Source organism: Gammaproteobacteria bacterium (genome assembly GCA_015709615.1).
Taxonomy (GTDB): Bacteria; Pseudomonadota; Gammaproteobacteria; order Burkholderiales; family Nitrosomonadaceae; genus Nitrosomonas.
In genome coordinates this window covers 2,055,013-2,078,546 of sequence record CP054179.1, presented here as the reverse complement: position 1 = coordinate 2,078,546, position 23,534 = coordinate 2,055,013, and the positions used below count along the sequence as shown (strand labels likewise).

Genomic DNA, 23,534 nt, shown 5'->3' with positions numbered 1-23,534 from the left:
CGCTCACTCGATCGATTTCCTGCCCTTTCATGCTAAGTAACAATCAGCCGCCCGCCTTGCGCCGTTACATTCTTCAGCTCCTCGCGTTAGCTGGTTTATATTTTGTGTTTGGCCACATCAGCTTTCTGATCTCCGTTTCGCACGTTATTGTCACGCCGGTTTTTTTCGTCGCCGAGGGCATCGCGCTGGCTGCCGCTATTTTACTCGGGCGCAAAGTCTGGCCGGGTGTTTTCCTGGGGCAGCTGGCGCTGGCACTCAGCAGCGGACTGGAATTCCTGCCGGCGCTCGCGATTTCCGCGATCAACAGCATCGAAGCGGTGATTGCAGCCATTTTATTCAAACATTGGAAACTGGATTCAACACTTAACAGCGTGCATGACTTCAGCCGCCTGACCGGCATGATTTTTCTGGTCCTCCAGCCGTTCAGCGCCACCTTCGGAACGATCACGCTGCTATTCTTCAATGTCATCCAGGAACCGCAAAACTATTTCCAATCCTGGCTTTACTGGTGGTTCGGCAACAGTCTGGGGCAATTTCTGGTAACGCCGTTTCTGCTGATTGCGTTTTCTTCACCCGGCGGGATCGCCGGTATCCGGCAATCCATGCGCCCTGCCATCGTGCCGATAGTTCTGATGCTACCGGCTACCTGGCTGGTATTTGGCAATTCCGCTTTCAGCGGTATTTCCCTTGCACTGGTGATCTATGTGCCGCTGCTGCTGTGGATTGCGATAAAAAGCGGATTGGCCGTTGTATCGCTGATATGCAGCGGCATCACCGTGTTGGCACTGTTTGAAACGGCACGCAAATTCGGCCCTTTTGTCGTAGATGAAAGTCCGCACATCTTCGACATGAACATCTTCATCCTCGGCATTTCGCTTACGGCGCAATTTGTCAGCATCCTGTTCACCGAGCGCAGTCGAGTGGAAGCAGAGCTGCGGAAAAGCGAAGCCAGGCTTTACGCGATCATCGATTCATCGCCGATACCCAAAGCGATTAACGATGATCAACACAATATCGTTTTCCTGAACAAAGCGTTCATTCAGACATTCGGTTATACCTTGGACGATATCCCGACATTGGCGGAATGGTGGCCCAAAGCATACCCGGATCCGGCTTATCGCCAGCAGGTGGAGACCACCTGGCGCGAACATCTGGAAAAATCACTCAGGGACCATACAAACTTTGAGCCGCTCGACGTCGTCATTCGCAGTAAAGACGGCTCCCCGCGCAGCGTGATCGCCACCGCATCATCGCTGGATTCGTTTACATCGGCCAGGCACCACCACTTGATTACCTTAGTCGACATTACGGTGCGCAAGAGTCTGGAAACGCAACTCATCAAGAGCCATAAATTTCTTGAAAACCTGTCCAATAGCATTCCCGGTTTCATTTATCAATTCCAGCTATTTCCCGACGGACGCCATTGTGTACCATATGCCAGCAACGGAATAACGGAAATCCTCGGCGTATCGCCCGAAAGCGTCGCCACCGATGCATCCGCCATTTTTTCCCTTGTTCATCCCGAAGACCTTGAAACATTCAATCGGTCGATCCGAGAATCCGCCAGCACTGGAAACGACTGGCACGCAGATTTCCGGATTATGATCCAGGAAAATGAGATCCGCTGGATACACGCGCATTCGAAACCGGAAAAACAAACTGACGGCAGTATCATCTGGAATGGCTACGCCAACGATATTACCGAACTGAAAAACATTTCGTTGAAATTCTCCGCTTTATTGGAGTTCGCCAGCGACGGCGTACATATCTTGGATGAAGATGGCAACGTGGTGGAATTCAGCCACGCATTCGCCAAGATGCTCGGCTATTCCAACGAGGAAACCGCCCGGCTGAACGTGATGGACTGGGACGCCATGATTCCCAGGGAAAAGTTGATCGCCGCAGTGCGCGAAGTCTCGACAACTCCGCGCGTGTTCGAAACGCTGCACCGGCGTAAGGACGGCACGGTTTTCGATGTCGAGATCAATGCCAGAAGACTGGAAATCTCCGGCAGAAAACTGATTTACGCCTCATCGCGTGACATCACCGTACGCAAGCAGCATGAAAAGGAATTGGAATATCAGCGCTTGCGCCTATCCAACATCATCGAGGGAACACACATCGGCACCTGGGAATGGAATGTGCAAAGCGGGCAAGTCATTTTCAATTCGCGCTGGGCTGAAATCATCGGCTACACCCTCGACGAGCTGGCTCCGACATCTATCGAGACCTGGCTTAAATATGCGCATCCGGACGATTTGAAACAATCCGAAACACAGCTCAAAGACCACTTCGCCGGCAAGATCCCTTATTACGAATACGAGGCGCGCATGCGGCATAAAGCGGGACATTGGATCTGGGTGCTGGATCGCGGCAAGGTATTGAGCTGGACCGCGGACGGCAAACCGCTGATGATGTTCGGCACACATCAGGACATCACCGAACGCAAAGAGCGCGAAGTCATGCTGATTGAGGCGCGCCAGCAGGCGGAAGCGGCCAGCAACGCCAAAACCCGCTTCCTGGCGATGATGTCGCATGAAATCCGCACGCCGATGAATGCCGTACTGGGGATGGCGTATCTATTAGGCAAAACCAGTCTGGATGCGCGGCAAAGCGCTTACCTGCGCAACATCGAAGGCTCGTCCAACATTTTGTTGGGGGTGATCAACGATATTCTGGATTATTCCAAAATAGAGGCCAACAAAATCGAATTGGATCATATCGCTTTCGATCTCAACACGATTCTGGAAAATCTGTCGGCGATCGCTTCGATAGCGGCCAAGGACAAAACAGTCGACGTGCTTTTTTATGTCGAACCCGATGTACCGAGGCATTTTGTCGGCGACCCGCTCAGACTCAGTCAGATTTTCGTCAATCTCACCAATAATGCGATCAAGTTCACCGACCGCGGCGAAGTGATTATCCGCATTGCAGCCGATTCCACCGGTGACGCCGAAAGCACCACGTTGATTTTCAGCATAACCGACAGCGGCATCGGCATGACCGGCGACCAAATGGCGCACCTTTTTCAGGCGTTCGCGCAGGCCGATTCGTCCATCACGCGGCGTTTCGGCGGCACCGGTCTGGGCTTATCCATTTCCCACCGCCTGGCGCAGCAAATGGGCGGCAATATCGTCGCCGAAAGCGAACATGGCGTAGGCAGCAAGTTCCACTGCACGGTCAAATTGCAGCGTAAAAACCAGCATGGAGAACCGTGGGTGGCCATTCCCGCCAATCTGCAAACACTCAAAGTTATGATCATCGACGACCACGCGGTTACGCGCGCAGCCGTCACGGAAATTGTGCAATCCATGGGCTGGAGCGCGGTGGCTGTCGATAACGGCACGGCATCGGTCAGAATGTTTGCCGATCCCAGCCAGGTGCCGTTCGATTTGCTGCTGCTGATGACGCGCTTGGCCGATACGCGTTACCGCGAGACGATTCAAGCTATCGAAGCCGCGTTCCCTGTTGCGCGCCGCCCCAAAATTATAGTGATCAGCAACAATATGGATCCGGCATTTACCGATCAGTTTGAAGCCAACAGCGCGATCAGCGTGCTCATAAAACCGTTTACGCCGCTCAATCTGCTTGATACGGTGACCTCGCTGTTCGACGCAAGCAAGGCCGGTCAAGCGGATCAACCGGCGATTCCGGTTCAGAAACAATTCCCCGGTGCTCATATCCTCGTCGTGGAAGACAATGAATTCAATCAAATGCTGATCACCGAATTGCTGAACAATTTGGGAATCGCCGTGAGTCTGGCGCAAAACGGTGTGGAATGCCTGGACTTGCTCAAAACAACCGAAGCGCCGTTCGATCTGATTTTCATGGACCTGCAAATGCCGGAGATGGATGGTCTGGAAGCCACCCGGCGTATCCGCCAAGACCTGCATCTCAATGAAATTCCGATCATCGCACTGACCGCCAACATCATGCAGCACGATCCGCAAGAATTGATAAGAATAGGTATGAATGCTTACTTGCCCAAACCTTTCGATCCCGATCAATTGATCCGGATTCTTGAACGGTTTTTACCCAAAAATAGCGCCGGTAGGAGCTCTTCGGCTTAACAGGTCGTTGAAGAACGTTTTTGAAACAGCCGATACAAAGCGAAATCAGGCGAGAAAGCGCAGTTTACGAGGTGTAAATAAGCATTTCGAGTCTGATTTCAACACCGCATGACCGACGTAGTAGTTTTTCGGAGCTTCCTTAATTTTCCAGCAACGCTTCCACCAGCTTCGCCTCTATCTCCTGGTACTGCTGATTGCTGTTGCGTGCGGCGGAAGGTTCTTGCCAAGCGGGGTTCTGGCGTAACGCGCTGGTCAGTTTGCTCCAATTGGCAGGCAATTTTTCGTTGTCGGCTTTATCCACGTGCACCGTATCCTGCGCCGCATGACCGCGATGCATCAGTTTTTTAAGCAGATGTTTCTGGCGCAGATACAGAATTTGCAGTGTGGTTTCGTCGGCGCACTGCCATTGAGTACCTTTGACCGTTGCCTTGATTTCATCGCCATAGCGTTTGAACGTCGACCAACCGGCACCGGCGAGAGCGCCCAATGCGCTGGCTGCGCCCAAGCTCATGCCGCCGACCATCAAATCGATCCCGGCACCGGCCGCTGCGCCTTTGGCCGCGGCGCTGCCGAGATCCAGCCCATACGCTTTGAGGATGCCAGGCGCGAAAATATCCAACTGCCACTGGCCATTGCTGACCGGAATTTTCTGGATGGCGACGTCTTTTTCCGAGAAATTGAAAATGGCCAGCAAATCGTGCAGGCAGCTCTGCTCAGCTTTGCGCACAAAGTCGTGCAAGCGGTCTTCAATCAGAGAATGCGCAATCGAATTGCTTTGTGTTCCTTTGCTTTCACGGTAGCAAGCCACGTTAACGATCAACTCGGCAACCCGCTTGGCGCCCGACAAGCAAAGCTGGTTCCATAATTTGGCGCGGTAATCGATCAGTTTCTGCAACCGGTCGTAATGGGATTCCACCAGCGTTTGCATTTTCTGGTACAAGCGTTTTTCCGCTTCGAACGAAAACGCCACGGTATCGAATTCCAGCGTCGCATGCATGTGGAAAGCCGCCAGATGTTCGCGCCACTTAGCCAGCGCATGGTCATGCCCGGCGATAAAGTTGAACACCGGGATAACCGGTTTTCCCGCTTGCGTAAGAATTTCCAATTCCAGGCGGTATTTTTCCAGGAAAGGCTCGCGCACATCGATGATGTACAGCAGAATATCGCTGCGCAACACTTGCCGGACCACCTTGGCTTCCTGTTCCAGCGGGTCGTTCACGGTGGCCTGCGCGACGAACTGCTCCAGAATCTGCAAGGAAGTCAGCGCTTTTGATTTCGCGCTCAGCTTCTTAATATGCGCCGATAGCGCTCTCGAGTCTTCCAGTCCGGGCGTATCGTACAAATTCAGAACCGGTTCATTGTCAGCGGAAATAGCCGCTTGCTCGACATGCCGCGTGGTGCCGGCGGCATCTTCAATGACGCCGAATTCGGTGCTGCGCAGCATGGTGCGGATCAGCGACGTTTTGCCGGTGTTGGTATGCCCGACGACCGCGACATTCAGTATGGCGGCGCTTTGCATGCGCTGAGGATTTTGCATCATCATGAGTTAGCGCGTAATGACATGTTCGGCCGGAATGCCGCAAGCTTCGGCCAGGCGGAACCAGGCAAACTCACGCGCGCTGGTAACCGGCGCCGACGGCTTGCTCAAGAGAATCAGCCACGGCTTGGCCGGGCAGCCATCGACCAGTTCCTTGATCAAACGCTGCACGCCGCGATCGGGCAGACGATGCGCCGCCACGCCCAGTAATAATGGACTGTTGAGATTCTTGATCAACGCCATGGCTTCATCGTGCGATTCCTGGTCGATGATATTCAACCGGAAAATTACGGAATCCGGCCAGTGCGTCGCCTCATCCAATTCAATGCCGATGGCTTGCGCGTTGGCCGGGATGGCGACATTTTCCGGCGGGCGCTCCACTTCCTTGGGTTTCACACCGGCGTGCGGATCGGCATCGATCACTGCGGCTTTTACTTCACGCGCCATCAAGCGCTGACGCAGCTCAATATAATAAGGTAGATACAAATCCAGCTTGAAGCGGTGCTCGCTCCATTTTTGCATGAGCAGCGAAAAGCCCAGCACCAGCAAGCGCGGCAACAGACCGTAAACCAGCACCGCGCCGATCAGGAAAGTCGCCCATGCGGTGCGCGTTTCCGCATCCTGCTTCATGACGCCGACCCGGCTCGCTACCGTTTGCGGATTATCGGGAATTTTTAACCCCAGCCCTTCCAGCGGCGTTCCGAGCATCTGTGTCAATCCCGGTAAAGCGCTGTCGGGCAGCAATGTCGTGCCCCAAATGAAATTATATTGCTTCGCCAGCATTAGCAAGATCAACAGCACCAGACCGGCGCTCAGGTAGGTCAGCCAGAATTGGTGCGTCAGCACGCTGATGCGCCATTTGCCAACATTACCGGTCAAACAGGTTTCCCACCAAGCATGCGACGCCAGCGACGGAATCGCCGGGTTTTGTTTGTTCCGGTACGGCAGCCAGCTGGCCAATTGCGCCACGATGCCGCTACTCAAGCTTTGCAAATTCAGGGCGATGCCCGATAACCACAGCAGCAGCGACAGCGTGTTAAAACCGAGCAGCACCGCAAGCAACCAGTAAATATTCAATGTCGACGATTCGCTGACGGCCTGACTGGAAGCCAATCCGCCCAAAATCACCGCAAGCGCCAGACAAATCCGGCGGGCACGGACAAATTGCCTGCGCGGCTGCTGCAACGCGTCTTCCAATGCGTTGTCGCGAATCAAGTGACCGGCGCGAACCGCCAATCGGTCGACGAATTCCGCGTAGTTGAAATCGCCGCTCGCCGAGCCTGGCATATTTTTCACGCCATCGTACGATAACTCCGCAGCTTTGACGGACTCAATCTTGCGCAATTGCTCGATGCGCACCAGATCAACGAAGGTATGGGAATTTACCGGCATGGCGGCATCCGTTGCGGAAAAATAACCGGCGGGATATTACGATAGGCGGTGTTGTTGTACTTCACGGCGTTCAAAGAAAAATACCCGGATTTTCAGCAAAAAACAGGCGGCAAAACAAGCTAAAATTCGTCATCAGATTATTCAAAATTACGGCAGGAAAATTTCATGAAACCAGTAGCAATTTTTAGGCACATTCCCATCGAAGGGCCCGGCTATTTTGCCACATTTCTCGACAACAATCATATTCCGTGGCGCTTGATCAAAATCGACGCCGGAGAAAAACTACCGGTCGGCATCGATGAATTCAGCGGTTTGGTGTTCATGGGCGGCACCATGAGCGTCAACGACGGTTTGCCGTGGATCGGACAGGAATTATCGCTGATCCGTCAGGCAATCGCAGCCGATGTGCCGGTACTGGGCCACTGCCTCGGCGGCCAGCTCATGGCCAAAGCCTTGGGCGGCGTGATTAGCGCCAACCCAGTCAAGGAAATGGGCTGGGGCGAAGTCACGGTGCCGGATAATGCGGTGGCGCGTGAATGGTTCGGCGATCTGTCCGGTTTCAATTCATTTCACTGGCACGGCGAAGCATTCAGCATCCCGCAAGACGCCACCTGCATCCTCTCCAGTCCGTATTGCGCCAATCAGGCTTTTGCCTTAGGCATGCACCTCGGCATGCAATGCCACGTCGAAATGACCGAACGCCTGGTCATCGACTGGTGCAGCGTCGGCGCGGAAGAACTCGCCAGCTTCAATGAACCGTCGGTACAACCGCTGGAAGAAATTGAAAAGGATTTGCCCGAACGCGTGGCGGCGCTGAATGCGGTGGCGGAGCGGTTGTATAAAAAATGGATTGTGAATTTGAAATAACCTGGCTGTCACACTCAATCCAAAATATGCTCACCCAGCAATAACCTCAGAAACTTCTCGCGCGTGGCGCTGGATGAATCGCGATAGAGCTTATACTGCGCGTGCCGGTCGGGGTGCGCCGGGTCGATCTCGATGCCCCACAGCGGTGCAGTTGTCGTCGGTAAATTGGAATAACGCACATCGACGAGTACACTGGGCTGTTGCGGGCGGATGGCGAGGTATCCAGACGAGAAATGACTGAAGCGCGCGATATCCTGCGCCAGCACGGAGGAAGCTGATAATCCGTTCAAATCACGTTCCAAAACGAATTTTTCAACCGATTCGCCCGGATAAATACGCGGCGCGGAAAATAGGCCGACGCGGATTGCGTCGACATGGAATTGACCTTCAGATTCATAAATCGAGCGCCATAACACCAGATTAGCCAGTGTTGGTTTGACCAGCAACCGTTCGGCGTGGTGACCGCGTTCGGTAATCAATGCGGTAGCGGCAGTTTCGGCGCGCTGCATTTGCATCCAGCCGAACGACAGATAGGCTGCCGCCAGCACTAGGCCGATTCGCGCCGCGGCATGATTGTATTTTTTCCACGCAACCGCCCCTGCAATCAGCAAAATCAAGGTAAAAGCCGGATCCAGCACCGAGATGATATTCAACGCGACGCGTTCGTCGCTCACCGGCCACAACAAATTGGTGCCGTAGCTGGTAAATGCATCGAGCGTTCCGCTCAGGCAATAACCGAGAAAAGTGAACAAATACAGCCGGGAAAATGGCAGACGCTTGCGTAAAAACGGCCAAAGCAGCAACGCGGCGACCAATGCCCCGAGCGGCACGAAAAACAACGAATGGGTGAAGTGCCGGTGAAATTCGATATTCAGCAGCGGATCGTTTTCTGATTGAATCAAAATATCGACATCCGCCGCAATGCCGGCAAAAAAACCGATGCCGGTTGCTAGCCGCGTTTCCTGTTGTTTCGCGCCCGATTGCGCCATCGTGGCGCCGAGTAATCCCTGAGTCAATAAATCCATAGTTGTGTAGCGATCGTGAAAAAACCGTTCCTTGTGCAGAAGATGCGTAGTATAAAAGAGGTGCGCGTTGCTTAACGATTTATTCGCGCACCTATGGCGGAACATAAAATGCTGCAAGGCCAGTGCGTTGTGTTATCTTGTTTCGGCGTTGAGAATTTTAAATAAGACCAATCAGAGATGTATTAATCGGATTGAAAGCTCATTCAATGTTTGTAATCGCACACAATTGACGCAATGGGAAAACTCTTTAAAACCGGATTACTGATCCTGATCAGCCTCATCGTTTTTGCCGGGGCGGCGCTTTATATTTTCCGCAATCCGTTGCTACACGCGCTGATCGGTCAGCAATTGAACAAGCAGGGCTTGCCGTTGCAATCCCTCACGGAACTGGACATCTCGTTGAGTGCTTTCCGCTTGAACGGCTTGACGGCAGGCAACAACAAAGAATTGCGTTTGGATCATCTGCTCGCGACGTGGCACTTGCCGGATCTGTTGATGGGAAAATCGCTCGCAATCGAAATCAGCGGATTGCAAGCTGCGTTCGATTTGGACGCGCGGCCGCCTTTGAGTTCCACCCAACCCATGACGGCTCCATCCGGAACAGGCATCAGCATTCCCTGGCTGCCCGGCTTGTCACTCAAAGATTCGGTCATACACCTGCATTCCGCCGCTGGCAACGCCGATATTGCGCTATCCGGCGAGATCGCGCAGCGCCAGCCGGATGGTCAAGCGATACAACTGAGCGTCATTGTTTCCGGCGCGCTTGCGCAAAGCAAAAGCTTGCTGACTGCAACGCTGGATAAACAAGGCAACCTACAAGGCAAGATGACCGTTGCCGATGGTGCGCTGGCATTGCCCGCAGCCAAAATTACCCGCTTTGCCGGTGAAGCGGCGTTCTCGTTTGCGGCATTGCAGCTGCAACATATTCAGACTGAATTCGCGTTAACCGGCATCAAACTGCCAGGAATAGCGATTGCAAAACCGGCGGACACAGCCGGCAAAAACCCAGCACCGCCAACATCCGGCGATATCGCCGTTGACCAAATCACCCTGAAAGGCGATATCCGCGCAGCGGCGCAATCGTTGACCGGATCAGTGGATTTCGAACTTACGGGCGGTCAGTTTTCTGCGGAGCCGCTCAGCGTCCGGCAGTTATCGATTTCCTTACCTCTGCAAATTACTTCCAAGCAGGATAGCTGGCACATTGGATTGCGCACCCCAGGGCAGATTACAGCAGGCAAAATCGACTCCGGCGCTCCGGTTCATTTGCTGAATGCGCTTAAGGTTTCCATTCCGCAAGCGAATCTGGATTTGACAAAAAGCGCCCAGGGCTGGTCGCTGGCGCACGATATCGCGGTAACTCCTGGCAACCTGAGCTTGCGGGCGGATCGTGCGGACTCTTCCGCGATCGACGCGCAGATTCATCCCGGAAAAATAACGCTGACCGGCAAACTCAGCGCCGGCAAAGATTACCAAGGACGATTCAATATCGCCGATGCAGGTTTCGCATTGCCGCAATCGCAACTGCAAATGAAAGACATGTCCGCCACTGCCTATCTGAATGACGCCGAACTGGGCAATGCCGCCGATTTCGCCATCGGCCGGTTGCAGCACCTGGCATCCGAACCGCTATTTGCCGCGCTGTCGATTTCGGGCAGCATCCGCGATGAAGCCGCTGATGGAGAACCGGCGGTGTATGCCTTGAACATGACAGGCGGCGTGCCGGATTTGCGTTATTTGAAGGTCAGCGGCCAGCACGCGCCCGGCAGCGGCGACGGTATGCTGAAAGTTGAGTTCATTCCCATCCGTTTTGCACCGGACAGCCTGCAACCCGGCACGCTTTCGCCGATACTTGCACAGCTCGATGCGGTTAGCGGACAGGTCAGCGCCAACAGCCAATTCAAATGGTCCAACAAAGGCATACAAAATAGCCAGGCTGCATTTGAGCTGCGCAATCTATCGTTCGCTCGCGAGAACGTTAAACTCACCGATCTGAATGTAAGTCTTAACTTGTCGGATTTATTGTCTCCCCGCACCCCGCCACGGCAGACGATTTCTATTCAACGCATCGATGCCGGTGTTCCGCTGGAAAACCTGCTGGTTTCGTATCATATCGAAGGCACCACTCCGCCGCGCATCGCCATCGAACAAGCGCAGTTTTCCATGCTTCAGGGCACGGTATCCGTGGCGCCGACCATTATCGATCCGGCGATGGCGCGCTCCGATACGCTGATCCGCATCAGCAACATCGACCTGGAATCGTTTTTTAATCTGATCAAAGTTGACGGATTGACGGGCAGCGGCCATCTGGACGGTCAGATCCCGCTGACATTAAAAGAAAATCAAGTGACGATCACGCAGGGTCATCTGGCGGCTCGAGCACCGGGCGTGTTGCGCTTCCAATCGGAAAAAGCTTCGCAGCTGCTGGCTTCCACCGGCAAGGAAATGAATTTATTGCTGCAAGCCGCGCAGGATTTTCACTATACTGAGTTATCCATGGATCTCGACAAAGCCGTCACGCATGATCTGGTAGCCAAATTGTCGCTGTTAGGGAATAATCCCGCAGTAAAAGAAGGGCGGGCATTTCGTTTGAATATTAAGCTTGAAACGGATATTGATAAAATTCTGCAAACGATCAATCAAGGTTACAACTTATCTCATGAAATCCTGCGCGGCTCGTTAAAATTCCATTGAGCAGGCTTAAGTTCGATTACATGCAAGAAACACGGAAATGCCTATTACCCGGATTTCAGCCCGAAGTAGTGCGAAAATCCATCAGAAAAGGAATACCATCATGCGCAAAATTGGTCAGCTAACTAACCCGACGCAAGTCAAAGCAATTCCGATTCTTTGCTGCCTGGTGATCGCGGCATGCGCACCGACAGTCAAAGTGGAATCACCACAGGAACCGATTACGATTAATCTCAATATCAAGCTGGATGCGGATGTCCGGGTTAAGCTTGAAGAACAAGCCAAAAAAGATATCGCGACCAACCCCGGCATCTTCTGATATTCAATGCGACAAGGAGAATACTATGCAGCGTATTGCAAACATGATCGTTAAAAAATCTTTGCCGGGAGTCAGCCTTGCGCTTCGGCTCGCCCTAATTCTTACCATTCTCACCGCACTGCCGGCCTGGGCCGATTCCCTCGAGAATCTGCGCGCATCCGGCGCTATCGGTGAAAGTTATAATGGCTATGTCGTCGCACGAGAACCGGGCGCCAAGGAAGAAGCCGACGAGATTAACGCCAAGCGCCGGGCCATTTATCAGGAAAAAGCAGCCGCTCAAGGCATCGATATTGAACAAGTAGCGAAAGTCTACGCCGCGGAGATCATCCGCACGGTGCCACCGGGAACTTGGATTCAGACCAACGGGCAATGGAGAAAGAAATAGCGGGTATGAAAATTTTATTTGCGAAGCTTCTCATTGATGATCTGCGCGACAATCAGCCCCGCCACTAACGCAATTACAGAATAAATCGTAATTTCTATCCAATCAGTCATTCGGCAAAATATCCTGCATCAATTAATTGAAGTCCCGGCATTCTATATGAGAACCCGGGCAATGGACGAGAAATTATTTTCGGCACGGACCCTCCCGGATACGGAAAACTTTTGCTTAGCGATTGACACGATCCGGAATTATTCTCAAAATTGCGGCGCGCGTTAACGGCCTGCCGGCCAGTAAACATGAAAGACCGGCTGCGCCTGCATGCCACGGCTTTAACAGCAAGTGGCAAAAACCATGATCCGCACTTACATCGATAAGGCTGTATCCGGCAAAGCAATCGCCAGCACTGAGGATACAACGGATCGGATTTTTAACTTTAATTCAGAATTGATTTTATAGGCTTAATACAATGAAAAAATTACTTCTTGCAGTACTCATCACGATGATGTTTGCCCCCAACCTTTATGCCAAAAAAAGCAAAGGCAGCGTATCAAAAGCTCCGTCTAATTCCAAACCGGCAGCCGCTGCTTCACAAAAACAATCCGCGCCTGCCCCGGCTCAAGCGCAAGCAGCCAATGCAAATCCATCACAACCGGCTGCCGCACCTAATGCAGCAGCTCAAAGCCCATCACTTATGCAATCCGTTATGCCAGCGCTGGTTGGTGGAGCGGTGGGTAGCTATGTTGGCAGCAAATTAGCCGAAGATGGTGAAAATAACGCAAAAGTTGCGGAAGAAAATGCAGAAAAGAAAGAAGATCAGTTTTTAAAATAAGCTCTTGCAATGCGGCCTAATCAAATAGGGCCGCTGAAATAAAGAGCGTTACAAGTCTTAAATCAAGTTTTCAAAAGTATTTAGACTTGTAGCGCTCGGGGTGTTTACATTATTGTGGATTCGCATTTTTTCCGTTTCAGAACTGGTTTTCCTGCAACAGGTGATGCGGCGGTCAACCGTTCCCGCAACGGCTCACTAACAACTCTCTTGCCACATCCGGACTTCAAAAAATACCTCACTTGCGGCACATAAGCGCCAGGACAGGACCAATCGTGGTACTTCCGTTGTTGCACCCTTACCCGCGCGCCTTCCTTAAGAACATCGATATTTCGCGCTGCCGGTATAAAAGTATAATGGCAGGCTGATCGAATCCACCGCGACAAACCGCACAATGACCGAAGAACAGCGCCGCCAGCTTCAGCAACAGCTTTGGAACATCGCCAATACCTTGCGCGGCAAGATGAATGCCGATGAATTCCGCGATTACATTCTGGGGTTCATTTTTTACAAATACCTGTCCGAGAAAGTGGCGCGCTTTGCCGATTCGATTCTGGAACAGGATGGATTGAAGTTTGCGGAACTGGAAGAGCATACCGAAGACGGCGCGGAAATCGTGCAAGCGGTGCACGATGCCGCCGTGTCCGAGCTGGGTTACTTTCTAAAACCCTCCGAGCTGTTTCACGCCATTGCGATGAAAGGCAACAGCCAAGCGGATAACGATACGGATGGCGAGCAATACAATTTCATTCTGCCCGATCTGACGCGCATCCTGAAAAACATCGAGCAAAGCACGCTGGGCACCGACAGTGCGGACGATTTCAGCAATTTGTTTGAAGACCTGGATTTGACTTCTTCCAAACTGGGTGCAACGGAAAAAGCCAAGAATGCGTTGGTGACCAAGGTGCTGGTGCATTTGGACAAAATCGATTTCAGTCTAACCGATGGCACGGCGGACGTGCTGGGCGATGCGTATGAATACCTGATCGGCGAATTTGCCAGTGGCGCGGGCAAAAAAGCCGGTGAGTTTTATACCCCGCAGCCGGTTTCCACCTTACTCGCCAAATTGGTGACCGCGCAAAACAAGAACATCAAAAAACTGTACGATCCAACCTGCGGCAGCGGTTCATTGCTGTTGCGCGTCAAACGCGAAGCCGATCACGTCGATAAGATTTACGGCCAGGAATTGAACCGCACCACGTACAACCTCGCACGCATGAACATGATCCTGCATGACGTGCATTACGCCGATTTCGACATCTGCCAGGAAGACACGCTGGAACACCCGCAACACCGTGATCTGCGCTTTGATGCGATTGTCGCCAATCCGCCGTTTTCCGCGCATTGGAGCGCCAACCCGCTGTTCATGAGCGATGACCGCTTCAGCGTGTACGGCAAATTGGCACCGAGTAGCAAAGCCGATATGGCGTTCGTGCAGCACATGGTTTACCAGCTTGCGGAGGATGGCACGATGGCCGTGGTATTGCCGCATGGCGTGCTGTTCCGTGGCGCGGCGGAAGGCCATATCCGCCAGTATCTAATCGAGCAAATGAATTGCCTGGATGCGGTGATCGGCTTGCCTGCCAATATTTTCTACGGCACCAGCATTCCCACTTGCGTGCTAGTGTTCAAGAAATGCCGCCGCAACCCGGACAATATCCTGTTCATCGACGCCAGCCGGGAATTCGATAAAGTCAAAACGCAAAACATCCTGCGCACCGAGCATATCCATAAAATCGTCGAAGCGTATCTGGCGCGCACCAATCAGGATAAATTCAGCCATGCCGCTAGCCTGGAAACCATCAAGGCGAACGATTACAACCTGAACATTCCGCGTTATGTCGACACCTTCGAGGCGGAAGCGGAAATCGACCTGAACGCGATTGCCGGACAACTCCAAGCGCTGGAAGCACAAAGCCAGCAAACCGATGCCACGATTGCAGCGTTTTGCCGGGAACTGGGGATTGCACCACCGTTTGCGGAATCAGGGAAGTAAGTATGAAAGTGCCTAAGCTGCGATTTAAGGAATTTACAGATCAATGGCAAACAAAAACCTTGGGGGAAGTTTTTGAGATTCTCTCAGGAACCACGCCATCTCGTGCGATCTTAGGTTATTTTGGTGGAGAGTTTAACTGGGTAAAAACAACTGACTTAAATAACAGCCTTATAAATGATACACAGGAAAAAGTGACAGATCGGGCATTAAGCGAGACTTCTCTTAGGGTATTGCCTAAAGGAACTGTGCTAATAGCTATGTATGGTGGATTTAATCAAATAGGGCGAACAGGATTACTAACTCGGAATGCTGCAATTAACCAAGCATTATCAGCTTTATTGCCAAAATTAGAATTGGTTCATCCATACTTTTTATTAAATTACCTAAATTATCGTGTTGATGATTGGAAAAGCTTTGCTGCTAGTAGTCGGAAAGATCCAAATATTACTAAAAATGATGTGAAAAATTTTACTTTTATTTTTCCCACATTAAATGAACAAACCAAAATCGCCAACTTCCTCACGGCAATCGATGAAAAAATCGCCCAGCTCACGCAAAAATGTGACTTATTAGCACAATACAAAAAAGGCGTAATGCAACAGATTTTCAGCCAGAAGTTAAGGTTTAAGGATGATGATGGGAGGGAGTTTCCTGAGTGGAAAATAAAATTCGGAAATGAGGTCTTCGATAGTGTTTCAGATAAAAACCATAATTCAAATTTGCCCATCCTGGCAATTTCTCAGGAATACGGCGCCATCCCGCGAGAAATGATCGATTACAATATTTCTGTCACCGATCAGAGTATTGAAAACTACAAAGTAGTTCAAGTTGGTGACTTTATTATTAGCCTTAGATCATTCCAAGGTGGTATTGAATATTCTGCATATAAAGGAATTTGTAGTCCTGCCTATATAATTCTAAGACCATCAATTGAGATCAATAAAATATTCTTCATGTTTTACATGAAGACAGAAAGCTTCATCAAAGAACTAAATCGAAATATTGAAGGCATTCGTGATGGAAAGCTAATTAGTTATAAATATTTTTCGGAAATTCCTTTGCCTTTTCCATCCCTCCCCGAACAAACCAAAATCGCCAACTTCCTCACCGCCATCGACAACAAAATCACCCAAGCGCAAACCCAGCTTGAAGCCGTGAAACGCTACAAAAAAGGCTTGTTGCAGCAGATGTTCGTTTGACGATTTGCTTCCTGCTGAGGTTGTGTTTATGCTTTGGTTTAAACATTTAGTGGGTGGAGCATAATCATGAAAGACGTTATTCTGGACATTAAACAATGGGGCAATAATCTTGGGGTGCGCCTGCCCGCTGCGATTGCACGGGAAGCGCATGTGCACGTGGATCAACGAGTGAAGCTCACCGCCTCCAATGGTCAGATCATCATCACGCCGGTGCGGGATGAACCACTGACCCTGGAGCAGCGCTTGGAGCAATTCGATCCGGCCCGGCATGGCGGCGAAGCAATGGCGGCCAATCAGCGCCTGGGTGCGGAAAAATGGTAGCCGTTAATGACTGAAATCAGCGGTACCGTTTTGTGGGTACCCGATCGTCAGGATATTATCTGGATTGACTGCAATCCGCAGGCCGGGCAGGAAATGCGCGATATTCACCCTTTTCTGGTGCTGTCTCCCAAGATATTCAACGGCAAAACTTCGCTGGTGATCGGTTTGCCAATGACCACGGCGGCATACAACGCCGATAATCCTTTTGCTGTGGCGGTGGGCAAGGCGCCTAAGCGCAAGATTGAGCAGACCAGCTATGTGCTATGCCATCAACCCAAATCGTTTGATTGGCGGGTATGCAGTGCAAGACCGCATCCACTGGGCAAGCTTGGCGATAGTTTGTTTGTGCAGGTTTGTGAACGCTTGAATCAAATCATCCAGCTTTAATGGCGACCCAATCCGAATTTGCCCTGGAACAAGGTTTGATCGAACAGCTTGAGCGCATGGAATATGCGCACGTGCGCATCGGCGATGAAGCGGCCATGCTCGCCAACCTCAAGCGCCAACTGGAAATCCACAACGGCGATATCCAGCTCACGCAAGCGGAATTCGGGCGCATTCTGAACCACTTGAACACCGGCAGCATCGTGGAACGCGCGCGGATATTGCGCGACAAATTCGCGTTGAAACGCGAAGCCGCCAACGGCAACACGGCGGAAACCGTCTATATCAGTTTTCTGAACTGCGACGATTGGTGTATGAACGAGTTTCAGGTGACCAACCAAGTCAGCATGGCGGGCAAACGCAAGAACCGTTACGACGTGACCATCCTGATCAACGGTTTGCCGCTGGTGCAGATCGAACTCAAACGGCGCGGTGCGGAACTGAAAGTGGCATTCAACCAGGTGAATCGCTATCAGCATGAATCGTTCGATGCCGGTGCCGGATTGTTTCAGTATGTGCAGCTTTTCATCATCAGCAATGGCGTCAATACCAAGTATTTCGCCAACAATAAGAATCAATCGTTTCAGCAAACGTTCTACTGGACGGACAAGGACAATAACCGCTTATCCGATTTGTGTGAGTTTGCCGATGCTTTCCTGAAGCCCTGCCATATCGCCAAGATGATCACGCATTACACCGTGATCACCGAGGAAGGCGTGCTGAAGGTTTTGCGTCCCTATCAGTTTTACGCCACCGAAGCACTGGTGGATCGGGTGAAGAATAGCAACGACAATGCGTATATCTGGCACACGACGGGATCGGGCAAAACGCTAACTTCGTTCAAAGCCAGCCAGATCATCATGCGGCTGCCCAAAGTGCACAAGGTGCTGTTCGTGGTCGACCGCAAAGACCTGGATTACCAGACCACGCGCGAATTCAATGCGTTTGCCAAGGACAGTGTGGATGCCACCACCAACACGCACAATCTGGTGACACAGTTGAACGATGACAGCACGAAATTGATCGTGACTACGATCCAGAAACTCAATAACGCTATCGTCAAGGAACACTATCTCGACCGGATCAAGCATCTGCAAGACAAGAAATTCGTGTTCATTTTCGACGAATGCCACCGCAGCCAGTTCGGCCTGGTGCATCAGAACATCAAAAACTTTTTCCGCAATGCGCAGATGTTCGGCTTTACCGGTACGCCGATCTTTGCCGACAACGCCAATAACGGTGTCGGATTACTCAAAACCACCCGGGATTTGTTCGGCGAATGCCTGCACAAGTATGTGATCGTGGACGCCATCCGCGATGAAAACGTGCTGCGCTTTTCGGTGGAGTATGTTGGCCGGTATCAGTACAAGGATAGCGCCAATCAGGTGGATATCGAGGTGGAGGATATCGATCGCAAGGAATTGCTGGATAGTCCGCAACGGCTGGAAAAGATCGTCGATTATATCCTTGCGCATCACGCGCAAAAAACCAAAAAGCCCAGCTTCACCGCGATGTTTTGCGTGAGCAGCATCAATGCGTTGATCCATTATTACGAATTGTTCAAACAGAAACAGGCGCAAACCGCCCGCCCGCTGAAAATCGCCACGATATTCAGCTATGCCGCGAATGAGGAAAACCCGCTTGCCAATGGTTTGATCCCGGAAGAATCGCCCGATGTGCCCAGCGGCGCAAAAATCAACCAAAGCAGCCGCGACAAGCTGGATGAGTTTATCGGTGATTACAACGCGCTGTTTGGCACGAAATATTCAACCAACGACAACCAATCGTTCTACAACTATTACCAGGATATCGCCAAGCGCGTGCGCAATGGTGAAATCGATATCTTGCTGGTGGTGAACATGTTTCTGACCGGCTTTGACAGCCCGCGCTTGAATACCTTGTACGTCGACAAGAACCTTAAATATCACGGGCTGGTACAGGCTTTTTCACGCACCAATCGCATCCTGAACGAGAAGAAATCGCATGGCGATATCGTTTGTTTCAGGAACCTGAAAGCGGCAACCGATGAAGCGATTGCGTTATTTTCCAACAAGAACGCCAAAGAAACGGTGCTGCTGGAACCGTATGAAACTTATGTGCAGCAGTTCAATCAGGCCACGGAAGCATTGCTGGCGATTGCGCCCACGGTTGCCAGCGTGGATACCTTGCCGGATGAAAACGCGGAACTGGCGTTTGTGACCAAATTCCGCGAATTGCTGCGCATCAAGAACATCCTGACTACTTTTGCCGATTTTGACGTTGCGGATTTGGCATTGGAAGCGCAGCAATTTGAGGACTATAAAAGCAAATACCTGGATATCCATGACAAGGTAAAAAAACGCAGCGACCCCGAGAAAGTATCCATCCTGGAAGATGTCGATTTTGAATTGAGCCTGATCCACCGCGATGAAATCAATGTCGCGTATATCCTCAATTTGCTGGTGAGTTTGAACAAACTTGATCCGATTGATGCGAAAAAACGCCAGAAAGAAATCATCGATCTGGTAGCCGGTGAAGTGCAACTGCGCAGCAAGCGCGCATTGATTCAAGCTTTCATTGAAGAAAACCTGCCGAAACTCAAACCCAGCGACAATGTGATTCAGGCGTTTGAGAGTTATTGGACGGACAGCAAAAAGGAAGCTTTCAGCGAATTATGCAAAGCGGAAAACATCAATCCGCAAGAACTGGAAAAATTGCTGAACCATTACACCTTTGCCAACCGGCTGCCGCGCGAACAGGAAATTGTCGATTCGCTGAATTTCAAACCCAAAATACTGGAACGAAAACCAATCATCAAACGGGTAGCCGATAAGATCAAATCGTTTATTGATACGTTTATCGAAGGGATGGGCGGGAGCGTTTGATAAATTAACATCAGACTATCGCTTTATTTAACATGAGGTTTTTTTATTATCCACAAATTCTGTGAATAACTTTGTGGATAATCATCTTGCATGAATCACTAACCTGTAAATTTCTAAGGAGTTTTCTTAGAATGCTTAATTATTTAACATATCAATTATGTTTAAATTATCATTTACTTACGGGATATTTTTTGGTCTGATGTTAAGACTCCAATAGGATATTTGTAACTTTCTCAATCTGTGGATTGTTCGGGATGTCAAGAGGGATTTGTGCGTTATTTTTTTGTAAAAAATTTTTGCCGATACCGTTTATGCTCTTTTCAAATGATCGTTAGTTGACAGAAAAACAGGTAATCATTTGATTGGCTGATACTCTCCATTCTTATGATTACCTGTATCGCAGAAAATAATTGATGAAATTATGACCAGTTTGTATCTGGCTTTTTTATTGCTTTGGCTTAGTCTTCGCCATCTTCTGGATGTTTATTGGGTTTGTAAGATTCAAATTCAAAGTTCATTGAGCTGCCACGTTGCCCCAGTACAACAGAAATTATGTCGCCGCCGTATTTGAGGCATGGTATGGTCAACTTGCCACCGCCGACACTCGCATAGCATTTACTCAGCTCATCTGTGACAGTGGTTAAACAGCTGGTTACATCTACTAACTTAACGTCTGTTGCATGAGTAGTATTATTATTGGTTGTAACAACCGCTGTACCGTTTTTAATCACGATATCAGTGGCTACTGTATCAACTAGACCCAATCCTGGATTAGCAAGGCATGAAACTGGGATACCATCGGGGAGTGTTTTAACGACGATTTGTGATCCAGCCACGCTGTTATCGACGATGAAAATAGCCTTACCTTCTACAGCTACGCTCTCAGCCATTGCCGATTGCATTCCCGGTAAAAGCATAGCTGCTGTGCATGATAGGGTTAATAAATTTGGGTCTTAGGAAGTTAAGCACTTACTAAAGTGTGCTAACTTTCTGAGATGAATGCTAAAAACAGATACTATTTTCGTTCTCGAATCAGAGAAGCAAAATTCAGGCAACTTATTCGATGTTTTTCGATGGATTTTACTGCTACTGACACAGCCCAATTGACCGGCATTTCTATCCGATCCGTCAATACCATTTATCTTAAAATACGACAGCGAATTGCCCAGAATTGCGAACTTGAATCCCCTCTGCAAGGTTCTGTAGAAGTTGATGAGTCTTACTTTGGTGCCCAGCGAGTCAGGGGTAAAAGGGGGCGGGGCGCTTATGGCAAAACAATAGTCTTTGGTGTGCTTAAACGCCAAGGAAAAGTTTATACAGAGATTGTTCCAGATTGCTCTAAAGCGACATTGCAAGCCATTATCCGTGGGCATGTAGCGCCCGATACCGTAATCCATTCCGATGGATGGCGTGGTTATGACGGATTGGTCGATATCGGCTTTGATAAGCACTTCAGGGTTCACCATGGTGACAATGAGTTTGCCAGTGGCGAGCGGCATATTAATGGTATCGAGTCTTTCTGGAGTTTTGCTAAAAGACGTTTGGCCAAGTTCAATGGTGTGCCCGAACATACTTTCTACCTGCACTTGAAAGAAACCGAATTTCGTTTTAATCATCGCCGTGATAATCTCTATCATGAAATTCTTAAATTGTTACGTTTAAACCCGCTTTAACTTCCTAAGACCCTAAATTTTTTTTCATAAAATAAAACTCCTCAGAAGAAATCAAACAATTGTCAAAACAAAGTCTCCATTTCTACAGCTCTACAAACCACGTTAAAAACTTAGGGAAGCGCTGATTAATTGACTGCACGAGCGAATCCCTTCGTTGCTCGGCACTCACCCTCTCGCCCAGCTGATTGATATGTCTCGGTTGTTGCGTTCCGCGCGCCTCGCCCTTCATCACGTTCGCCGAATTAATCAGCGCTTCCTTAGCTATTCTCTCGTGAATAAGGACGCTTTCATAAAAAGGCTCAAATTGCATGTCACTCGTCACACTCATTCCCTCAAGCTGACAGCTTCCAATTAAGACATCCGGCAGATATGCCTAACGTAAAATGTATGAAATTATGCAAACACGATGACAATCAAATAGCGCGCAGCTATCAGGCGCAGATACTTGTACCAAAAGGAAATAAAACCTCAATATCCATATTTTGCAAATTTGCAATTACAAAATATAACTAACATACTTAAAACTAATGGCTAATGGCGTGAGTTTTTTATCGTTAAACGCTTTAATTGACTACACAAGGTAGCAATGGAGCAGCAATAAAATGTCATTATTTATTGCATCCATTTATAACTTATCGTTTTTGTGGCGCCCTGAACACGAATCGAACGTGCGACCTACCCCTTAGGAGGGGGTTGCTCTATCCACTGAGCTACCAGGGCGGATTCGGCATTTTACGCTAATATCACGCCATGAATAAATCTGATCAACCTAATGCCGCAAACTCCGGTGCTGCGAAGAAACTCCCAAGAACCGTTGTCGTGCTCGGATTCGTCAGTTTCTTCAACGATTTTGCCTCGGATATCGTAGTGCCGCTGATTCCGATCTTGCTGGCAACCGTGCTGGCGGCGGGACCGGTTGCGCTAGGCTTGATCGAAGGCGTTGCGGATGCGCTGGCGTGTTTTCTGAAGTTATGGGCGGGGCGGCATTCCGATGTCATGAGCGGGCGGCGTAAAGGCTTGGCGTTGACGGGCTACACGCTTTCCAATCTGGCGCGTCCGTTGCTTGGCTTGGCCGGTTCCTGGGTGACGGTATTACTGCTGCGCAGCATCGATCGCATCGGCAAGGGATTACGCAGCGCGCCGCGCGATGCGATGGTGGCGGATGCGACGCCGCCGCCGATCCGCGGCTATGCATTCGGTTTTCACCGCGCATTGGATAATGCCGGCGCGGTAGCGGGTGCACTGGCGGCTGCGGCGATTCTGGCGTGGTCGGATTTAAGTTTGAGTGAAGTGATCTTATGGTCGGCGCTACCCGGTTTTGCCGCGGTAGCGCTGTTAGGCGCAGGCGTGCGAGAAACCAAAGTTAATCCCGGTCAATCCGCAGAGCCGCCGCGGGTGCTTGCGCCGCTGCGCTGGTCGGCGCTATCCGAACCGATGCGGCATTACTTATGGGTATTAATGCTGTTTACCTTTGCGCGCGCTTCTGAAACTTTTATTCTGCTGTTCGGTCATGAATTAGGCATCGGCGTTGTTGAACTGCTGCTATTGTGGGCAGCACTGAATCTCGCCAAGGCAGTTACTTCCACGCAAGGAGGGCAATTAGCCGATCGTTGCGGCCGCGGCGCGTTGATTCTGATCGGCTGGTCGGCGCTTGCCGCATCGTTTCTGGCGTTGAGTCAGGTTACAACCGGCCCCGGCTTATGGATCGTCAGTATTTCTTACGGTTTGTTGATGGGGCTGAGCGAAGGCGCCGAACGCGCATTGATCAGCGATTATGCGTCACCGGATGAACGTGGCACCGCATTCGGCTGGTATCATCTGGTGAGCGGTATCGCGGCCATCCCGGCGGGATTATTGTTCGGGGTGGTTTGGCAGGTATACGGTGCAGCGGCCGCTTTTACATTTGCCGGCTTGCTGGCGTTACTGTCGACTGCATTATTACGGCTCTGGGCCTGGCCGGTGAAACGCCCATTTAACGAATAGGA

At 50.6% G+C, this 23,534-nt stretch carries 18 protein-coding genes and 1 tRNA gene; 13 read left to right on the top strand and 6 right to left on the bottom strand.

From position 1 onward, the window contains the following. Positions 1-29 precede the first annotated feature (29 nt). Entirely contained in the window at positions 30-4,070 is a 4,041-nt protein-coding gene (locus HRU77_10030) for a PAS domain S-box protein (protein ID QOJ21001.1), read from the top strand. Between the two features lie 139 nt (positions 4,071-4,209). On the opposite strand, the gene HRU77_10025 is transcribed toward HRU77_10030, so the two are convergent. Both HRU77_10025 and HRU77_10020 read right to left on the bottom strand, forming a co-directional pair. Further along, positions 4,210-5,613, bottom strand: a complete 1,404-nt coding sequence (locus HRU77_10025) for a GTPase/DUF3482 domain-containing protein (GenBank protein ID QOJ21000.1) — start codon at positions 5,611-5,613, stop codon at positions 4,210-4,212. 3 nt (positions 5,614-5,616) lie between these two features. Further along, on the bottom strand, positions 5,617-6,999 hold the full coding sequence (locus tag HRU77_10020) for a DUF2868 domain-containing protein (GenBank protein QOJ20999.1): 1,383 nt from the start codon (positions 6,997-6,999) through the stop codon (positions 5,617-5,619). Between the two features lie 165 nt (positions 7,000-7,164). On the opposite strand from HRU77_10020, the gene HRU77_10015 reads away from it, so the two are divergent. Then, complete coding sequence (locus tag HRU77_10015) at positions 7,165-7,866, top strand: type 1 glutamine amidotransferase (GenBank protein QOJ20998.1); 702 nt, start codon at positions 7,165-7,167, stop codon at positions 7,864-7,866. A 14-nt stretch (positions 7,867-7,880) separates the two neighbouring features. Here the strand turns inward: HRU77_10015 and HRU77_10010 are convergent, their stop codons facing one another. Next, on the bottom strand, positions 7,881-8,891 hold the full coding sequence (locus tag HRU77_10010; protein QOJ20997.1) for a metal-dependent hydrolase: 1,011 nt from the start codon (positions 8,889-8,891) through the stop codon (positions 7,881-7,883). A gap of 234 nt (positions 8,892-9,125) precedes the next feature. Between HRU77_10010 and HRU77_10005 the strand changes: the two genes are divergently transcribed. From HRU77_10005 to HRU77_09965, 9 genes are all read left to right on the top strand, one after another. Next, on the top strand, positions 9,126-11,585 hold the full coding sequence (locus HRU77_10005) for a YdbH domain-containing protein (protein QOJ20996.1): 2,460 nt from the start codon (positions 9,126-9,128) through the stop codon (positions 11,583-11,585). Between the two features lie 100 nt (positions 11,586-11,685). Further along, the gene (locus HRU77_10000; GenBank protein ID QOJ20995.1) at positions 11,686-11,901 is read left to right on the top strand and encodes a YnbE family lipoprotein; all 216 of its coding nucleotides are present in this window, start codon (positions 11,686-11,688) and stop codon (positions 11,899-11,901) included. A gap of 25 nt (positions 11,902-11,926) precedes the next feature. After that, on the top strand, positions 11,927-12,286 hold the full coding sequence (locus HRU77_09995; protein QOJ20994.1) for a YdbL family protein: 360 nt from the start codon (positions 11,927-11,929) through the stop codon (positions 12,284-12,286). A 466-nt stretch (positions 12,287-12,752) separates the two neighbouring features. Beyond that, positions 12,753-13,115 (top strand): hypothetical protein, encoded by a 363-nt coding sequence (locus tag HRU77_09990; protein QOJ20993.1) that lies wholly within the window; start codon positions 12,753-12,755, stop codon positions 13,113-13,115. A gap of 391 nt (positions 13,116-13,506) precedes the next feature. After that, the gene (locus tag HRU77_09985) at positions 13,507-15,108 is read left to right on the top strand and encodes a type I restriction-modification system subunit M (GenBank protein QOJ20992.1); all 1,602 of its coding nucleotides are present in this window, start codon (positions 13,507-13,509) and stop codon (positions 15,106-15,108) included. 2 nt (positions 15,109-15,110) lie between these two features. Continuing rightward, positions 15,111-16,307 carry a restriction endonuclease subunit S gene (locus HRU77_09980; GenBank protein ID QOJ20991.1) on the top strand — a complete coding sequence of 399 codons (1,197 nt, stop codon included), beginning with the start codon at positions 15,111-15,113 and terminating at the stop codon, positions 16,305-16,307. A gap of 66 nt (positions 16,308-16,373) precedes the next feature. Next, positions 16,374-16,628 carry an AbrB/MazE/SpoVT family DNA-binding domain-containing protein gene (locus HRU77_09975; GenBank protein ID QOJ20990.1) on the top strand — a complete coding sequence of 85 codons (255 nt, stop codon included), beginning with the start codon at positions 16,374-16,376 and terminating at the stop codon, positions 16,626-16,628. Positions 16,629-16,634: 6 nt separating this feature from the next. Continuing rightward, positions 16,635-17,015 carry a type II toxin-antitoxin system PemK/MazF family toxin gene (locus tag HRU77_09970; protein QOJ20989.1) on the top strand — a complete coding sequence of 127 codons (381 nt, stop codon included), beginning with the start codon at positions 16,635-16,637 and terminating at the stop codon, positions 17,013-17,015. Continuing rightward, positions 17,015-19,876, top strand: coding sequence for a type I restriction endonuclease subunit R (locus HRU77_09965; GenBank protein QOJ20988.1), 2,862 nt, complete (start codon positions 17,015-17,017; stop codon positions 19,874-19,876). The genes HRU77_09970 and HRU77_09965 overlap by 1 nt, the downstream gene beginning before the upstream one ends. Positions 19,877-20,334: 458 nt before the next feature. Here the strand turns inward: HRU77_09965 and HRU77_09960 are convergent, their stop codons facing one another. Then, the gene (locus tag HRU77_09960; protein QOJ20987.1) at positions 20,335-20,793 is read right to left on the bottom strand and encodes a hypothetical protein; all 459 of its coding nucleotides are present in this window, start codon (positions 20,791-20,793) and stop codon (positions 20,335-20,337) included. A gap of 78 nt (positions 20,794-20,871) precedes the next feature. On the opposite strand from HRU77_09960, the gene HRU77_09955 reads away from it, so the two are divergent. After that, entirely contained in the window at positions 20,872-21,549 is a 678-nt protein-coding gene (locus HRU77_09955) for an IS1595 family transposase (GenBank protein QOJ20986.1), read from the top strand. Positions 21,550-21,631: 82 nt separating this feature from the next. Here the strand turns inward: HRU77_09955 and HRU77_09950 are convergent, their stop codons facing one another. Together HRU77_09950 and HRU77_09945 are read right to left on the bottom strand one after the other, a co-directional pair. Further along, on the bottom strand, positions 21,632-21,859 hold the full coding sequence (locus HRU77_09950; GenBank protein QOJ20985.1) for a hypothetical protein: 228 nt from the start codon (positions 21,857-21,859) through the stop codon (positions 21,632-21,634). Positions 21,860-22,193: 334 nt separating this feature from the next. Next, positions 22,194-22,269: transfer RNA gene (locus HRU77_09945), tRNA-Arg, on the bottom strand. A gap of 30 nt (positions 22,270-22,299) precedes the next feature. On the opposite strand from HRU77_09945, the gene HRU77_09940 reads away from it, so the two are divergent. Next, positions 22,300-23,532: an MFS transporter gene (locus tag HRU77_09940; GenBank protein QOJ20984.1), complete on the top strand. Its 1,233-nt coding sequence runs from the start codon at positions 22,300-22,302 to the stop codon at positions 23,530-23,532. The last annotated feature ends 2 nt before the right edge of the window (positions 23,533-23,534 follow it).

Excerpts from the sequence above, each read along its gene's own strand:
- HRU77_10010 (QOJ20997.1), bottom strand. The coding sequence starts at position 8,891 with ATGGATTTATTGACTCAGGGATTACTCGGCGCCACGATGGCGCAATCG.
- HRU77_09975 (QOJ20990.1), top strand. The coding sequence starts at position 16,374 with ATGAAAGACGTTATTCTGGACATTAAACAATGGGGCAATAATCTTGGG.
- HRU77_09940 (QOJ20984.1), top strand. The coding sequence starts at position 22,300 with ATGAATAAATCTGATCAACCTAATGCCGCAAACTCCGGTGCTGCGAAG.
- HRU77_09955 (QOJ20986.1), top strand. The coding sequence starts at position 20,872 with ATGAATGCTAAAAACAGATACTATTTTCGTTCTCGAATCAGAGAAGCA.
- HRU77_09980 (QOJ20991.1), top strand. The coding sequence starts at position 15,111 with ATGAAAGTGCCTAAGCTGCGATTTAAGGAATTTACAGATCAATGGCAA.
- HRU77_10000 (QOJ20995.1), top strand. The coding sequence starts at position 11,686 with ATGCGCAAAATTGGTCAGCTAACTAACCCGACGCAAGTCAAAGCAATT.
- HRU77_09985 (QOJ20992.1), top strand. The coding sequence starts at position 13,507 with ATGACCGAAGAACAGCGCCGCCAGCTTCAGCAACAGCTTTGGAACATC.
- HRU77_10005 (QOJ20996.1), top strand. The coding sequence starts at position 9,126 with ATGGGAAAACTCTTTAAAACCGGATTACTGATCCTGATCAGCCTCATC.
- HRU77_09970 (QOJ20989.1), top strand. The coding sequence starts at position 16,635 with ATGACTGAAATCAGCGGTACCGTTTTGTGGGTACCCGATCGTCAGGAT.
- HRU77_09965 (QOJ20988.1), top strand. The coding sequence starts at position 17,015 with ATGGCGACCCAATCCGAATTTGCCCTGGAACAAGGTTTGATCGAACAG.
- HRU77_09950 (QOJ20985.1), bottom strand. The coding sequence starts at position 21,859 with ATGCAATTTGAGCCTTTTTATGAAAGCGTCCTTATTCACGAGAGAATA.
- HRU77_10025 (QOJ21000.1), bottom strand. The coding sequence starts at position 5,613 with ATGATGATGCAAAATCCTCAGCGCATGCAAAGCGCCGCCATACTGAAT.
- HRU77_10030 (QOJ21001.1), top strand. The coding sequence starts at position 30 with ATGCTAAGTAACAATCAGCCGCCCGCCTTGCGCCGTTACATTCTTCAG.
- HRU77_09990 (QOJ20993.1), top strand. The coding sequence starts at position 12,753 with ATGAAAAAATTACTTCTTGCAGTACTCATCACGATGATGTTTGCCCCC.
- HRU77_10015 (QOJ20998.1), top strand. The coding sequence starts at position 7,165 with ATGAAACCAGTAGCAATTTTTAGGCACATTCCCATCGAAGGGCCCGGC.
- HRU77_09995 (QOJ20994.1), top strand. The coding sequence starts at position 11,927 with ATGCAGCGTATTGCAAACATGATCGTTAAAAAATCTTTGCCGGGAGTC.
- HRU77_10020 (QOJ20999.1), bottom strand. The coding sequence starts at position 6,999 with ATGCCGGTAAATTCCCATACCTTCGTTGATCTGGTGCGCATCGAGCAA.
- HRU77_09960 (QOJ20987.1), bottom strand. The coding sequence starts at position 20,793 with ATGCTTTTACCGGGAATGCAATCGGCAATGGCTGAGAGCGTAGCTGTA.